Source organism: Streptomyces sp. HPF1205 (assembly GCF_020400825.1).
Lineage (GTDB): Bacteria > Actinomycetota > Actinomycetes > Streptomycetales > Streptomycetaceae > Actinacidiphila.
The window spans coordinates 41025-54442 of sequence record NZ_JAINVH010000013.1 but is presented as its reverse complement, the minus strand read 5'-3'; the positions used below and the strand labels follow the sequence as shown (position 1 = coordinate 54442).

The following is a 13418-nucleotide window of genomic DNA, read 5'->3' as shown; positions in this document are numbered from 1 at the left end:
CGCCGCGTGGTGAAATGCCCCACACCGTCCACGTGGTGAGAAACACCGAGCGCGCCGCGTTACGTGCCCGTAAGGTGACCGGCATGCAGGTGATCCAGTCAACGAAGCTCGCCAATGTCTGCTACGACATCCGCGGCCCGGTTCTCGAAGAGGCGATGCGGCTTCAGGCCGCGGGTCACCGCATCCTGGAGCTGAACACCGGCAACCCCGCTCCGTTCGGGTTCGAGTGCCCGCCGGAGATCCTGGAGGACATGCTCAGGTCGCTGGGCACGGCCCACGGCTACGTGAACTCCAAGGGACTGCTGCCGGCCCGGCGCGCGGTGATGCAGTACTACCAGACCAAGGGCGTCGACTTGGACGTCGAGGACATCTACCTCGGCAACGGCGTGTCCGAGCTGATCCAGATGTCGATGCAGGCGCTGCTGGACGACGGCGACGAGGTGCTGGTGCCCGCGCCGGACTACCCGCTGTGGACGGCCGCCGTGTCGCTGTCCGGCGGCACCGCGGTGCACTACCGCTGCGACGAGGGCGCGGACTGGTTCCCCGACCTGGCCGACATCGAGAGCAAGGTCACCGACCGCACCAAGGCGATCGTCCTGATCAACCCGAACAACCCCACGGGCGCGGTGTACGACGACGCTCTGCTGCGCGGCTTCGCCGAGATCGCCCGCCGGCACCGGCTCATCGTGTGCGCCGACGAGATCTACGACAAGATCCTCTACGACGACGCCGTCCACACCCCCTTCGCCGCCCTCGCCCCGGACCTGCTGACCCTCACCTTCAACGGCCTGTCCAAGGCGTACCGGGTGGCCGGCTACCGCAGCGGCTGGCTGGCTGTCTGCGGCCCCAAGGCGCACGCCACCAGCTACATCGAGGGCCTGACCATCCTGGCGAACATGCGGCTGTGCGCGAACGTGCCCGCCCAGCACGCGATCGCCACCGCCCTCGGCGGCCGCCAGTCGATCAAGGACCTGGTCCTGCCGGGCGGGCGCCTGTCCGAGCAGCGCGACGCCGCGTACGAGGCCCTGACCGCGATCCCCGGCGTGACCTGCGTCAAGCCCAAGGGCGCGCTCTACGCCTTCCCGCGGCTGGACCCCCAGGTCTACAAGATCAAGGACGACCAGCAGATGGTGCTCGACCTGCTGCGGGCCGAGCGGATCCTGGTCGTCCAGGGCACCGGCTTCAACTGGCCGGAGCCGGACCACTTCCGCCTGGTCACCCTGCCGTCGAAGGAGGACCTGACCGACGCGGTGACCCGCATCGGCCGGTTCCTCGAGGGGTACGTGCAGCCGTAGCGCCGCGGGGCCGCGGGGGTATGCCCCGCGGCCCCCGTACGGCACCTCGGCTCAGCCGAGCCGCTCGACCAGCGCCCGGTACTCGTCCCACAGCTCCTTGGGCGTGTGCTCGCCGAAGGTCTCCAGGTGGGGCGGGATGAGGGCCGCCTCCTCCCGCCAGACCTCGCGGTCGACGCCGAGGAGGAGGTCGAGGTCCTCCTGGGACAGGCCGAGCCCTCCGGTGTCGAGGGCGCCGGGGGCCGGCAGGACGCCGATCGGGGTCTCCACCCCTTCCGCCCGGCCGTTCAGCCGGTCGACGATCCACTTCAGGACGCGGCTGTTCTCGCCGAACCCGGGCCACACGAAGCGGCCGTCGGCGTCCTTGCGGAACCAGTTGACGTAGTAGATCTTCGGGAGCTTCGCCGGGTCGTGGGTTTTGCCCAGCTCGATCCAGTGGCCGAAGTAGTCGCCCATGTTGTAGCCGCAGAAGGGCAGCATGGCGAACGGGTCGCGGCGCAGTTCGCCGACCTTGCCCTCGGCGGCGGCGGTCTTCTCGCTGGCGACGTTCGCGCCGAGGAAGACGCCGTGCTGCCAGTCGAAGGACTCGGTGACCAGCGGGATCGCGGAGGCGCGGCGCCCGCCGAAGAGGATCGCCGAGATCGGCACGCCCCGCGGGTCCTCCCACTCCGGGGCGATGATCGGGCACTGGGCGGCCGGCACGGTGAAGCGGGCGTTGGGGTGGGCGGCCGGGGTGCCGGAGGCGGGCGTCCAGTCGTTGCCCTTCCAGTCCGTCAGGTGGGCCGGGGGCTCCTCGGTCATGCCCTCCCACCACACGTCGCCGTCGTCGGTGAGGGCGACGTTGGTGAAGATCGAATTGGCGTACATCGTCTTCATGGCGTTGGCGTTGGTGTGCTCGCCGGTGCCGGGCGCGACGCCGAAGAAGCCGGCCTCGGGGTTGATCGCGTACAGCCGTCCGTCCTCGCCGAACCGCATCCACGCGATGTCGTCGCCGATGGTCTCCACCGTCCAGCCGGAGATCGTCGGCTCCAGCATCGCGAGGTTGGTCTTGCCGCAGGCCGAGGGGAAGGCGGCGGCCACGTACTTGGCCTCCCCGCGCGGCGGGGTCAGCTTGAGGATCAGCATGTGCTCGGCCAGCCAGCCCTCGTCGCGGGCCATGACGGAGGCTATCCGCAGGGCGTAGCACTTCTTGCCCAGCAGCGCGTTGCCGCCGTAGCCGGAGCCGTACGACCAGATCTCGCGGCTCTCGGGGAAGTGCGAGATGTACTTCGTCGGGTTGCACGGCCAGGCGACGTCGGCCCGGCCCGGCTCCAGCGGCGCGCCCACGGAGTGGACGGCCTTCACGAAGCCGCCGTCCTCGCCGAGTTCGTCGAGCACCGCGCTGCCCATGCGGGTCATCGTGCGCATCGAGACCGCCACGTACGCGGAGTCGGTGATCTCCACGCCCAGGGCGGACAGCGGCGAGCCGAGCGGGCCCATGCAGAACGGGACGACGTACATCGTCCGGCCGCGCATCGCGCCGCGGAACACCCCGTCCGCCCCGGTGAAGATCTCCCGCATCTCGGCGGGGTCCTTCCAGTGGTTGGTCGGGCCGGCGTCGGCCTCGCGCTCGGAGCAGATGAACGTCCGGTCCTCGACCCGCGCCACGTCGGAGGGGTCGGAGGCGGCGTAGTACGAGTTGGGGCGAAGGGTGGGATCGAGTTTCGTGAAGGTGCCCTTGGCGACGAGTTCCCCGGCGAGGCGCTGGTACTCCTCCTCGGATCCGTCGCACCACACGATCTCGTCGGGCTGGGTCAGTTCGGCGATCTCGCCGACCCAGGTGAGCAGTTCCTGATGCCTGGTGGGAGCTGTAAAGCCGCGCGCCACGATCGCTCCGTCCCGCCGGGTCCGCACAGACCGGCGTCACAAATTGAGGGTTCGGTTGTCGGGCCGCCCGGTGGGAGGGGGCGGGCCCTGGCCCCTTGGGGGCTGCGGCCCGGACGACGTCGTGGTGCTCATCCGGTGCCGACCGCACTCATATGAGTGTGTAGGGCTTCAAATGAATCTGTCCAGAGCACGCAGGGTGAGCACCGCCACACGCGAAACGGTTTTCCTACGAGGGGGTAACCTACGGGTCCGTAGGTAAGATTGGCGCCATGAGCGCTGTGGACGAGGCCGCGGGAACGTCTCCCGCTGTCGACGGAGTCGACCTGCCGAAACTGGTAAAACCCAAGCTCAGAGGGTGGCTGCACGCCGGGATGTTCCCAGCGGCGCTGGTTTCCGGTGTCGCGCTCACGGCGGGTGCGAACAGCGTCAGGGGACGCATCGCGTGTGCCGTCTTCACGGTGACCGCCTGCGCACTCTTCGGCGTGAGCGCGCTGTACCACCGTGGCAACTGGGGTCCGAAGGTCTCCGGAATTTTGCGGCGACTTGACCATGCGAACATCTTTTTGATCATCGCGGGCACCTACACGCCGCTCACGATCCTGCTGCTGCCCGGCGCCACGTCGGAGCTGCTGCTGTGGCTGGTGTGGGCGGGCGCGCTGGCCGGGATCGCCTTCCGGGTCTTCTGGGTCGGCGCCCCTCGCTGGCTGTACACGCCCTGCTACATCGCGCTCGGCTGGGTCGCGGTGTTCTTCCTGCCGGACTTCCTGCACGCCGGCGGCGTGGCCGTGCTGGTCTGCGTCCTCCTCGGCGGCGTGCTCTACAGCCTCGGCGCCGCGATCTACGGCTTCAAGCGGCCCAACCCGTCACCGCGCTGGTTCGGCTTCCACGAGCTCTTCCACTCCTTCACGCTGGCCGGGTTCATCGTCCACTACGTGGGGATCTCCCTGGTCGCGTACACCCACGCGTAGCCCGCGCGGCCCGCGCGGCATGCGCCGCCCGCGCCGCCCTACGCGGGGCGGAGCTGGGAGCGCAGCGTGCGCGGGTCGGAGGTCGGCGCGTCGCAGACGAAGTGGCGGCAGACGTACGCGGCGGGCCGGCCGCCGCGGGCCGGGCGGTCGCGCAGCAGCGGGAACTCGGTGGAGCCCTCCTCCCCGACGGCCACGACCGCGCCGGGGGCCGCGCCCAGCAGCGCGGTACGGTGCAGCTCGGCGGTGCGCGGGTCCGCGGTGGGGCCGACCACGGCCACCTCGCGCGGCCCGTCCAGCGCCGCCTCGGCCACCGCGAGGCCCCAGCCGATGAAACGCGGGGCACGCGGGGCCAGCGCGCCCACCACGCCGAGCGCGCGTTCGGCGGCCGCCCGGTGCTTGTCCGAGCCGGTGTGCGCGGCGTACGACAGCAGCGCCCCGGCCGCCGCCGTCCACCCCGAGGGCGCGGCGTTGTCGGTCGGGTCCTGCGGGCGCCTGATCAGCCGCTCCGCGTCGTCCGCGGTGTCGTACAGCGTCCCGTCCGGCGCCGTGAAGTGCCGCAGCACCGCGTCCAGCAGCAGCCCGGCGAAGTCCAGCCAGACGCCGTCGCCGGTGACCGACGCCAGCGCCAGGAAGCCCTCGGCCACGTCGCCGTAGTCCTCCAGGACGCCCGCGTTGCCGCCGGGGACGCCGTCCCGCGAGGTGCGCAGCAGCCGTCCGCGCGGGTCCAGGTGCACCCTGATCAGCAGGTCGGCGGCGTCCACGGCGGCCTGCACGAGGTCGGGCCGGTCGAAGTAGGCGCCGGTCTCGGCGAGCGCGGCGATCGCCAGGCCGTTCCAGGCGGCCACCACCTTGTCGTCCCTGCCCGGCCGCGGGCGCCTGCCGCGCGCGGCCAGCAGCCGCTCGCGCACCGAGGCGACCCGCTCGGCGTCGGCCACCGCGCCGCCCTGCGGCAGCCGCAGGACGGAGGTGCCGTGCTCGAAGGTGCCCTCCTCGGTAACGCCGAAGTACGCGGCCGCGAACTCCCCGTCCGCCGGGCCGAGCTCCGCGGTGAGCAGGTCGGGGGTCCACACGTAGTACGCGCCCTCGGCGTGGCGTCCGGTGCCGTCGTCGCTGTCGGCGTCCAGCGCGGAGGCGAAGCCGCCCTCGGTGGTGGCCAGTTCCGCGACGAGGAAGTCGGCGGTCTCCAGCGCGACCCGCCGGGCCAGGTCGGAGCCGGTGGCCCGCCACAGATGCGCGTACACCCGGGTGAGCAGGGCGTTGTCGTACAGCATCTTCTCGAAGTGCGGCACGGTCCAGGTGCGGTCGGTGCTGTAGCGGGCGAACCCGCCCGCGAGCTGGTCGTACAGCCCGCCGCGGGCCATCGCCTCGCAGGTGTCGCGGGCCATCTGCAGCGCGCCCTCGGCGCCGGCGCGGGCGTGGTGGCGCAGCAGGAACTCCAGCGCCATCGACGGCGGGAACTTCGGCGCACCGCCGAACCCGCCGTACGCCGGGTCGTACTCCCTGGTGAGCCCGAGCAGCGCGGCGGCCGTCTCGCTCTCGCCGGGCGCGGCCGACACCCCGTACGCCCCCGCGCGCTCCGTCAGCTCCCCCACGATCCGGCGCGCGACCTCGCCGACCTCCTCGCGCCGGTCGCGCCACGCCGCGACCACGCCCTGGAGCACGTCCCGGAACCCGGGCATGCCCTGCCGGGCCACCGGCGGGAAGTACGTGCCGAAGTAGAACGGCTCGCCGCCGGGCGTCAGGAACACGGTCATCGGCCAGCCGCCCTGCCCGGTCGCGGCCTGCACCGCCTCCATGTAGACGGCGTCGACGTCGGGCCGCTCCTCGCGGTCCACCTTGATCGCCACGAAGTGCTCGTTGAGGTACGCCGCCGTCGCCTCGTCCTCGAACGACTCGTGCGCCATCACATGGCACCAGTGGCAGCTGGAATACCCGACGCTCAGCAGCACGGGCACCCCGCGCTTGCCCGCCTCCGCGAACGCCTCCTCCCCCCACGGCCACCAGTCCACCGGATTGTCCGCGTGCTGCAGCAGGTAAGGCGATGTCGCGTCCCCGAGTCGGTTCACACAGTCAGCCTCTCACGCCCCGCCCGCGCCCCGTCGGCGCGCGCGGGCGCGCCGCGCGCCCGTCTCCTGCCGGTCGTCCGCGGGTCGGGTGCCGGTCGTCCGCGAGTCGGGTGCGGACGGGCTGCGGCGGTGCTACGGCCGGTCGGAGTCCGGCCCGGAGGAGCGCTGCTTGCCGAGGGACGCGGGCCGCTCGGCGCCGGCGGCGGCGTTCGCGGTGCGTGCGGCGCCCTTCGCGGCCGTCGTGGCGTCGGCCTTCGCGGTCGTCGTGGCGTCGGCCTTCGTGGCGGAGGCGGTGGCGGCCGGGCGCGGCTCGGCGGCCGGCCGCTCCTCGAAGTCGATCTTCTTCATCTGCTTGCCCATGTTCTTCATGAGCGCCCACAGCCCGACGGCCATGACGGCGAAGACCACGAATCCGAGGAGGCCGGGCGTCACCTTCTTCTGGTCGAGGTCCTGGGCGAGCGGCACGAGGCCCTGGGCCACGGGGTGGGCGAGACTGTGCGCGGCGGAAGGAGTCACGCCCACCATTGTTGCTCAGGCGTCGCGGATGCCCGCGAAGAGGTCCGACTCGGGCAGCGAGACGTCCACCAGCGAGCGGGCCAGCTCGTAGTCCTCGGTGGGCCAGATCTCGCGCTGGACGTCCATGGGGACGTGGAACCAGGAGCCGTCGGGGTCGATCTGGGTGGCGTGCGCGATCAGCGCCTTGTCCCGGACCTCGAAGAACTCACCGCAGGGCACGCGGGTGGTGATGGTGCGCTCGGGGCGGTCGGAGTCGTCCCAGCGCTTGAGCCACTCCCCGTACGGCGACTCCAGGCCGCGGGCGAGCAGCGCCTCGTGCAGGGCGACCGTGCGCTGCTTGTTGAAGCCCTGGTTGTAGTAGAGCTTCAGCGGGGTCCACGGCTCGCCCGCCTCGGGGTAGCGCTCGGGGTCGCCGGCCGCCTCGAAGGCGACCACCGAGATCTTGTGGGTCATGATGTGGTCGGGGTGCGGGTAGCCGCCGTTCTCGTCGTACGTGGTGATCACGTGCGGCCGGAACTCGCGGATCAGCTTCACCAGGACGCCGGCCGCCTCGTCCACGTCCTGCAGCGCGAAGCAGCCCTCGGGCAGCGGCGGCAGCGGGTCGCCCTCGGGCAGCCCGGAGTCCACGAAGCCCAGCCAGGACTGCTCGACGCCGAGGATCTCGCGGGCCTCCTCCATCTCCTTGGCGCGCACCTCGTGGATGTGCTCCTCGATGTACGGGTCGCCCTGGAGCTTGGGGTTGAGCACCGAGCCGCGCTCGCCGCCGGTGCATGTGGCGACCAGGACGTCCACCCCCTCCGACACGTATTTGGCCATGGTGGCCGCGCCTTTGCTGGACTCGTCGTCGGGGTGGGCGTGCACGGCCATCAGCCGGAGCTGCTCGGTCAAGGCGGGGTCCTCGTCGTCCTCGTCGTCCTCGGGGTCTGCTGGGGTGTGCCCCGGGTCCGCCCGTCGCCACCCCCGGCCCCCTCCGTCGGCCGAGGAGGCACCTCCTATAGTGACCGAGTGCGGGGACGAAAAATTCCACGGGCGGGAGAACGGGCCGGATCCGGTGCCGGCGCCCGTACCGCCCGCCTCGCGCAGGAGGAACGACCATGACGGCCGTACGGCCCGCCGACCGCTACGGGCGCGGCCCCGACGCCGACGCCCGCGCCGACCGGCAACTGCGGATCGCCGCGATCGTGCTGGGCGCGCTGGCGGTGCTCGGCATCGGCTGGTACGGCTGGACGTCGCTGACCGGCGACCAGGTCAGCGGCCAGGTGGTGGCCTTCCGCGCGGTGTCCGACCAGGCGATGGAGATCCACCTGGAGGTCCACAAGGGCGCGGGCACCGTCGCCGTGTGCACCCTGCGCTCGCAGGACAAGGAGCACAACGAGGTGGGCCGCAAGGACGTCCGGCTGGCCCAGCACGCCGAGCAGGTGGACACGGTGGTGACGGTGCGCACCACCGCGCGCGGCGAGACCGGCGAGCTGGTGCACTGTGGGAAGGCCGCCAAAGGCTGACCGCGCCGGCCGCGCGTCCATGAGGGAAGCGTCCGGCGTCCCCCGCCGGGGTGTTTATCGCTCCCGTCCACGACCAGTAATTGTTAGGCTCGTGGTTTCGCCCCGGTGACCGATGGCAATGCACTTGTTCATCGGGTGGGGGCACTCCCGGCGCGTGCCGGGGGCGCCCGTACCGGCTCGCGGGGGCGACCCGCCGGCCGCGCACGCGGCTGGGGGTGCCCCCACGCCACGCTGTGGGGGGAGCACCGTCCGCGGGAAGTCCGCCGGACAGGCACACGGCACCACATGTACCGACGAGGAGCACCTGTGACCCAGACCAGCGACAACGTCACCTGGCTCACCCAGGCGGCGTACGACCAGCTCAAGGCCGAGCTGGAGCATCTGTCTGGTCCGGCGCGCGCCGAGATCGTCGCCAAGATCGAGGAAGCCCGCCAGGAAGGCGATCTCAAGGAGAACGCGGGTTATCACGCGGCGCGTGAGGACCAGGGCAAGCTGGAGCTGCGCATCCGCCAGCTCACCCAGATCCTGGAGACCGCCAAGGTGGGCGAGGCCCCGGCGGACGACGGCGTGGTGGCGCCGGGCATGGTCGTCACGGTCGCGTTCGACGGGGACCCCGACGACGCGATGACCTTCCTGCTGGGCTCCCGCGAGGGGGTGGCCGGCGACATGGACACGTACTCGCCGCAGTCCCCGCTCGGTCGCGGCGTCACCGGCAAGAGGACCGGCGAGGACGCCACGTACGAACTGCCCAACGGCAAGACCGCGACGGTCCGCATCCTCGACGTGAAGCCCTACCGGGGCTGAGCCGGGCGGGTACGGCACCCGCGCGGCACCCGCGTAACACAAGGACAGGCGGCGGCGCGTACGACGCGCCCACCCGCGACAGGAGCCCCGGCCGGGACAGGCCGGGGCTCCTTCAGCGTTCACCGCGCGGTCGTGCGGTCATACGGTCGGACGGTTCAGGCCGTCGCCGAGCGGTACTTGCGGACCGCCAGGGTGCGGAAGACCACGATGATCACGATCGACCACAGCAGCGAGGCCCACACCGGGTGCTGCATCGGCCACGCGCCGGACTTGACCACACCGGGGTTGCCGAACAGGGTCCTGCTGGCCTGGACGGTGGCGCTGAACGGGTTCCACTCGGCGACGTGCTGCAGCCAGGTCGGCATGAACTGCGGGTTGACGAAGGCGTTGGACACGAAGGTCACCGGAAAGAGCCAGATCAGGCCGCCGGAGGTGGCCGCCTCCGGGGTGCGCACGCTCAGGCCGATCAGCGCGCCGATCCACGAGAACGCGTACCCCAGCAGGAGCAGCAGCGCGAAGGCGCCGAGCATCTTCGGGACGCCGTTGTGGATGCGCCAGCCGACCAGCACGCCGACGATCGCCAGCACGACGACGGTCAGCGCGGTCTGCACGGAGTCGGCCAGCGTACGGCCGGTGAGGACCGCGCCGCGGGACATCGGCAGCGAGCGGAACCGGTCGATCAGGCCCTTGTTCATGTCGTCGGCGATGCCGGCGCCCGCTCCCGCGGTGGCGAAGGTGACCGTCTGGGCGAAGATGCCGCCCATCAGGAACTCGCGGTAGGAGCCGGCCGAGAAGGTGCCGCCGACGTTCACCGAGCCGCCGAAGACGTAGCTGAACAGCACCACGAACATGATCGGCTGGATGAGTCCGAAGACCACCATCTCGGGGATGCGCATCATGCGCAGCAGGTTCCGCTTGGCGATCACCAGCGAGTCGCGCATCGACTGGACGAGGCCGCCGGCGGCGGCGGGCGCCAGGGTGGACTCGGCGGCCTCGGTGGATTCGGTCACGGTGGTCACTTCACGGCCTCCTGTACGACCGGCTCGGCGGCGGCATCGTCCGTCGCGCCGGCCTTCGCCTCCTCGGCCCTGTGGCCGGTCAGCGAGATGAACACGTCGTCGAGGGTGGGGCGGCGCAGACCGATGTCGTCGATCTCGATGCCCTGGGCGTCCAGGTCGCGGATGATCTCGGCGAGCAGCTTGGCGCCGCCGGTGACCGGGACGGTGATCTCGCGGGTGTGCTGCTCGACCTCGGCCTCGCCCTTGCCGCGGGCGGCCAGTATGCGCACGGCGTCGTCGATCCGGTCCCGCTCGTGGACCACGACCTGCACCCGCTCGCCGCCGGTCTGCGCCTTGAGCTCGTCGGAGGTGCCGCGCGCGATGACCGTGCCCTGGTCGATCACGCAGATGTCGTGGGCGAGGTGGTCGGCCTCCTCCAGGTACTGGGTGGTCAGCAGCAAGGTGGTGCCGCCCGCGACCAGTTCCTGGATGACCTCCCACAACTGCTGCCGGTTGCGCGGGTCGAGCCCGGTGGTGGGCTCGTCCATGAACATCACCGGCGGGCTGACCACCAGGGCGGCGGCCAGGTCGAGCCGGCGGCGCATACCGCCGGAGTACGTCTTGGAGGGGCGGTTGGCCGCGTCGGCGAGGTTGAACCGCTCCAGCAGCTCGTCGGCCCGGGCCCGGGCCGCCTTCGCGCCCAGCTGGTAGAGCCGGCCGACCATCTGCAGGTTCTCCCGGCCGGTCAGGTACTCGTCGACGGCCGCGAACTGCCCGGACAGGCCGATCCGCCGGCGGACCTCGTTGGGGTGCTTCAGCACGTCGATGCCCGCCACCACGGCCTTGCCGCTGTCGGGCCGGAGCAGGGTGGTCAGGACCCGGACGGCGGTGGTCTTGCCCGCGCCGTTCGGGCCGAGCAGGCCGAGGACGGTCCCCTCCGGTACGTCGAGATCCACTCCCCCCAGGGCCTTGACGTCGCCGAAGGTCTTCACGAGACCCTCGGCGTAGATCGCGCCCGGCATGTTCTTCGCTCCCGTCGGTTGGTCGGTTGCTGGTGCTTGCGGTCGGGTTGACCGCCGGGCCGGCCGGAACTCATCGGCCGGCACCGATCGACGTGCCCCCGTGCGCCCGCGACGGGCGGCACCTTCACGATAGGACGCGAGGATGCCAGACGCGATATATCGCGTCAACCCAATTATCGGATCGGGTCAGGCGATCACCGTGTACCCGGCGTCCTCCAGTGCCGCGCCGACCGCGGCGCAATGCTCGGGGCCCTTCGTCTCCAGGTGCAGTTCGACCTCGGCCTCGGTCAGTCCCAGCCGGGGATCGGTCCGCACATGACTGACGTCAAGCACGTTAGCGTCCACCACTGACAGCACTCCCAGCATCGTGGCCAGCGCCCCCGGGCGGTCGGTCAGCCGCAGCCGCAGCGACAGGTAGCGGCCGGCCGCCGACATGCCGTGCCGCAGGATGCGCTGCAGCAGCAACGGGTCCACGTTGCCGCCGGACAGCACCGCCACCAACGGCCCCTGGAACGACTCGGGCGCGGCCAGCAGCGCCGCCACCGGGCTCGCCCCGGCCGGCTCCGCCACCAGCTTGGCCCGCTCCAGGCACAGCAGCACCGCCGAGGAGAGCTGGTCCTCGCCGACCGTGACGACCTCGTCCACCAGGTCGCGTACGACCGCGAACGGTATGTCCCCGGGCCGGCCGACCATGATGCCGTCCGCCATGGTGGCCACCGAGCCGAGCGTCACCGGCCGCCCGGCCGCGAGCGACGGCGGGTACGCGGCCGCCCCCGCGGCCTGCACGCCGACGATCCGCACGTCCGGCCGCAGCGACTTGACCGCGACGGCCAGCCCCGCAATCAGCCCGCCGCCGCCGACGCCCACCAGGATCGTGCGCACCTCGGGGCACTGCTCCAGGATCTCCAGGCCGACCGTGCCCTGCCCGGCGATGATGTCGGGATGGTCGAAGGGGTGGATGAAGACCGCGCCGGTCTCCTCCGCGTACTCCTGGGCCGCCCGCAGCGTCTCGTCGACGACCGTGCCGTGCAGCCGCACCTCGGCGCCGTACTCCCGGGTCGCGGCGACCTTCGGCAGCGGGGCGCCGACCGGCATGAACACCGTGGAGCGCACCCCGTGCAGCGAGGCCGCGAGCGCCACTCCCTGCGCGTGGTTGCCGGCGCTGGCCGCGACCACCCCGGCCGCGCGCTCCTCCTGGCGCAGGCCGGCGATACGGACGTAGGCGCCGCGGATCTTGAACGAGCCGGTCCGCTGAAGGTTCTCGCACTTGAGCTGCACCGGCGCCCCGACCAGCGACGACAGGTGGCGGGAGCCTTCCATGGGGGTGATCCGGGCGACCCCGGACAGCATCTTGTGCGCGCCGCGCACGTCGTCGAGGGTGATCGTCTGCGACCCCGTTGCGTCCATGAGATCCAGTCTCGCAGTCGCCCGCGCCGGCCGACGGCCCGTGACCCTCGCCCGGGCGCTCGTGTCCACCGCCGTACGCGACGGGTCCGCCCGGCCGGGAACGGTCGGGAGCAGCTGGTAACGGCCGAGAGCGGTCGGGAACGGACCAGGAACGGGTCAGGGCCCGGTCAGGACCGGGTCAGGAGCGCGTCAGGACCGGATTGCTGTTTGGCCGGAACGGCCCCTCCGCCACCGGCGCCGCGTACTCTTCATCCCAACTTCAGCCCCACCCACCCTCACCCACCCTCGTTCACCCTCACCAAACCCTCACCGCAGAACCGAGAGATCGCGAGCTTTCAGGTCATGTCCAACCCAACGGAGACCTCGACCGAACTCCTTGAGCGGCTCCAGCACCAGGTCGCCCTCTTCGCCCGCCGCGCCGAACAGACCCGGCTCGGCGGCGTGGGCCGGGCCCGCAACTCCATGGACCGCGCCGCCTATCTGCTGCTCAACCGGCTCGACCGGGAGGGCCCGATGGGCGTCAAGGCGCTCGCGGAGGCCATGGGCATCGACTCCTCCACGGTGACCAGGCAGGTCGCGCCGCTGGTCGACACCGGCCTGGTCAAGCGCACCTCCCACCCGGAGGACGGCCGCGCGGTCGTCCTGGCCCTGTCCCCGCGCGGCCGCGGCCGCCTGAACGAGGTACGCGACTCCCGCCGCCGTCTGATGGCCCAGGTCACCGACGCCTGGACCACGCAGGAGCGGGAGGTCTTCACCGACCTGCTGGTCCGCTTCAACGAGGCGCTCGCCGACTGGCACGCCGGACTGCGCGACGAAGCGGACGAGCAGGCGGGCACCGCCGACCGGCAGGAGGACCGGCAGCCGGACCGGCAGGACGAGCGGCAGGACGAGCGGCAGGAAGTACGGCACGGGGAACGGCACGGCGTACGGCAGCCGGACCGTCAGGGGGCTTGACCGGAAACGCATGGTTGCCGTCC

At 71.8% G+C, this 13418-nt stretch carries 12 protein-coding genes; 5 read left to right on the top strand and 7 right to left on the bottom strand.

Annotated elements, in window-relative coordinates:
* The first annotated feature begins 83 nt into the window (after window positions 1-83).
* The gene (locus K7G61_RS16785) at window positions 84-1295 is read left to right on the top strand and encodes a pyridoxal phosphate-dependent aminotransferase (RefSeq protein ID WP_225847668.1); all 1212 of its coding nucleotides are present in this window, start codon (window positions 84-86) and stop codon (window positions 1293-1295) included.
* 51 nt (window positions 1296-1346) lie between these two features.
* Here K7G61_RS16785 and K7G61_RS16780 read toward each other — a convergent pair whose 3' ends face one another.
* Window positions 1347-3158, bottom strand: coding sequence for a phosphoenolpyruvate carboxykinase (GTP) (locus K7G61_RS16780; RefSeq protein ID WP_225847667.1), 1812 nt, complete (start codon window positions 3156-3158; stop codon window positions 1347-1349).
* Between the two features lie 269 nt (window positions 3159-3427).
* Here K7G61_RS16780 and K7G61_RS16775 point away from each other — a divergent pair, with 269 nt between their 5' ends.
* The gene (locus K7G61_RS16775) at window positions 3428-4126 is read left to right on the top strand and encodes a hemolysin III family protein (RefSeq protein WP_225847666.1); all 699 of its coding nucleotides are present in this window, start codon (window positions 3428-3430) and stop codon (window positions 4124-4126) included.
* 38 nt (window positions 4127-4164) lie between these two features.
* Here the strand turns inward: K7G61_RS16775 and K7G61_RS16770 are convergent, their stop codons facing one another.
* From K7G61_RS16770 to mca, 3 genes are all read right to left on the bottom strand, one after another.
* Window positions 4165-6192 (bottom strand): thioredoxin domain-containing protein, encoded by a 2028-nt coding sequence (locus K7G61_RS16770; RefSeq protein WP_225847664.1) that lies wholly within the window; start codon window positions 6190-6192, stop codon window positions 4165-4167.
* Between the two features lie 132 nt (window positions 6193-6324).
* Complete coding sequence (locus K7G61_RS16765; RefSeq protein ID WP_374204145.1) at window positions 6325-6708, bottom strand: hypothetical protein; 384 nt, start codon at window positions 6706-6708, stop codon at window positions 6325-6327.
* 15 nt (window positions 6709-6723) lie between these two features.
* Complete coding sequence (gene mca, locus K7G61_RS16760; protein ID WP_225847660.1) at window positions 6724-7596, bottom strand: mycothiol conjugate amidase Mca; 873 nt, start codon at window positions 7594-7596, stop codon at window positions 6724-6726.
* Between the two features lie 206 nt (window positions 7597-7802).
* Here mca and K7G61_RS16755 point away from each other — a divergent pair, with 206 nt between their 5' ends.
* Both K7G61_RS16755 and greA read left to right on the top strand, forming a co-directional pair.
* Window positions 7803-8210, top strand: coding sequence for a DUF4307 domain-containing protein (locus tag K7G61_RS16755; RefSeq protein WP_225847658.1), 408 nt, complete (start codon window positions 7803-7805; stop codon window positions 8208-8210).
* A gap of 306 nt (window positions 8211-8516) precedes the next feature.
* Window positions 8517-9014, top strand: a complete 498-nt coding sequence (gene greA / locus K7G61_RS16750; protein WP_225847656.1) for a transcription elongation factor GreA — start codon at window positions 8517-8519, stop codon at window positions 9012-9014.
* A gap of 155 nt (window positions 9015-9169) precedes the next feature.
* Here greA and K7G61_RS16745 read toward each other — a convergent pair whose 3' ends face one another.
* The 3 genes from K7G61_RS16745 to ilvA form a co-directional block, all read right to left on the bottom strand.
* Window positions 9170-10024 (bottom strand): ABC transporter permease, encoded by an 855-nt coding sequence (locus K7G61_RS16745; RefSeq protein ID WP_374204151.1) that lies wholly within the window; start codon window positions 10022-10024, stop codon window positions 9170-9172.
* Between the two features lie 5 nt (window positions 10025-10029).
* On the bottom strand, window positions 10030-11034 hold the full coding sequence (locus K7G61_RS16740; protein WP_225847655.1) for an ATP-binding cassette domain-containing protein: 1005 nt from the start codon (window positions 11032-11034) through the stop codon (window positions 10030-10032).
* 186 nt (window positions 11035-11220) lie between these two features.
* Window positions 11221-12441, bottom strand: a complete 1221-nt coding sequence (gene ilvA / locus K7G61_RS16735) for a threonine ammonia-lyase (protein ID WP_225847654.1) — start codon at window positions 12439-12441, stop codon at window positions 11221-11223.
* Between the two features lie 342 nt (window positions 12442-12783).
* Here ilvA and K7G61_RS16730 point away from each other — a divergent pair, with 342 nt between their 5' ends.
* The gene (locus K7G61_RS16730; protein WP_374204144.1) at window positions 12784-13395 is read left to right on the top strand and encodes a MarR family winged helix-turn-helix transcriptional regulator; all 612 of its coding nucleotides are present in this window, start codon (window positions 12784-12786) and stop codon (window positions 13393-13395) included.
* Window positions 13396-13418 lie beyond the last annotated feature (23 nt).

Bases quoted from the DNA above. Each gene is read 5' to 3' on its own strand.
- K7G61_RS16740 (WP_225847655.1), bottom strand. From the start codon at position 11,034: ATGCCGGGCGCGATCTACGCCGAGGGTCTCGTGAAGACCTTCGGCGAC.
- K7G61_RS16730 (WP_374204144.1), top strand. From the start codon at position 12,784: ATGTCCAACCCAACGGAGACCTCGACCGAACTCCTTGAGCGGCTCCAG.
- K7G61_RS16755 (WP_225847658.1), top strand. From the start codon at position 7,803: ATGACGGCCGTACGGCCCGCCGACCGCTACGGGCGCGGCCCCGACGCC.
- K7G61_RS16775 (WP_225847666.1), top strand. From the start codon at position 3,428: ATGAGCGCTGTGGACGAGGCCGCGGGAACGTCTCCCGCTGTCGACGGA.
- K7G61_RS16785 (WP_225847668.1), top strand. From the start codon at position 84: ATGCAGGTGATCCAGTCAACGAAGCTCGCCAATGTCTGCTACGACATC.
- ilvA (WP_225847654.1), bottom strand. From the start codon at position 12,441: ATGGACGCAACGGGGTCGCAGACGATCACCCTCGACGACGTGCGCGGC.